The organism is Oleiphilus sp. HI0117 (assembly GCF_001635235.1).
The window spans coordinates 1-612 of the sequence record NZ_LWGA01000575.1 but is presented as its reverse complement, the minus strand read 5'-3'; the positions used below and the strand labels follow the sequence as shown (position 1 = coordinate 612).

General features: G+C 52.1%; 1 protein-coding gene. It reads right to left on the bottom strand.

Features of this window, described 5'->3' with window-relative positions; genetic code table 11:
• Positions 1–612, bottom strand: a 612-nt coding sequence (locus A3757_RS06285; RefSeq protein WP_156506227.1) for an AMP-binding protein, incomplete at both ends; no start/stop codon positions are given.

Genomic DNA, 612 nt, shown 5'->3' with positions numbered 1-612 from the left:
TGCTGTCGCAGGTGCTCACGAAGTTCACTGAGACTAATCGGGCTATTCTTCCATACAACATAAGCGATGAGCCGCGTATCGCCGGCACGGACTTCTCGTACGCTTAAGGCGCAGTCGTCAATGGCGTCGTGTTGGCGCATAAGCGTCTCAATTTCCCCCAGTTCTATTCGGTAGCCGCGTACTTTGACTTGCTGATCCAGTCGTCCCATATACATAAGGGTGCCGTCGTGGGTGTAGCGTACTTTGTCACCGGTGCGATAGAGTTGGCCGTCTCCAAAGGGGTTTGGAATAAAGACCTTCCGGGTTAATTCGTCACGATTGTTATAGCCTAAGGTCAAACCGTCACCACCGATGTACAGTTCGCCAGCGATGCCGTTCGGGACAGGACGCAGCTGCTCATCCAGCACAAATAACTGAGTGTTGGCGATAGGTAAGCCCAATCCAGGCGGTGTTTGGGTTTGTGTAATCTGGGCACAGCTAGACCAAACGGTGGTTTCAGTTGGGCCATACATGTTCCAAAGCTCACTACAGCGTTGAAGTAGCTCTTCAGCTAAATCCAATGGCAATGCTTCGCCACCGCACAGTGCTTTTAATCTAGGCTCACCCTGCCAG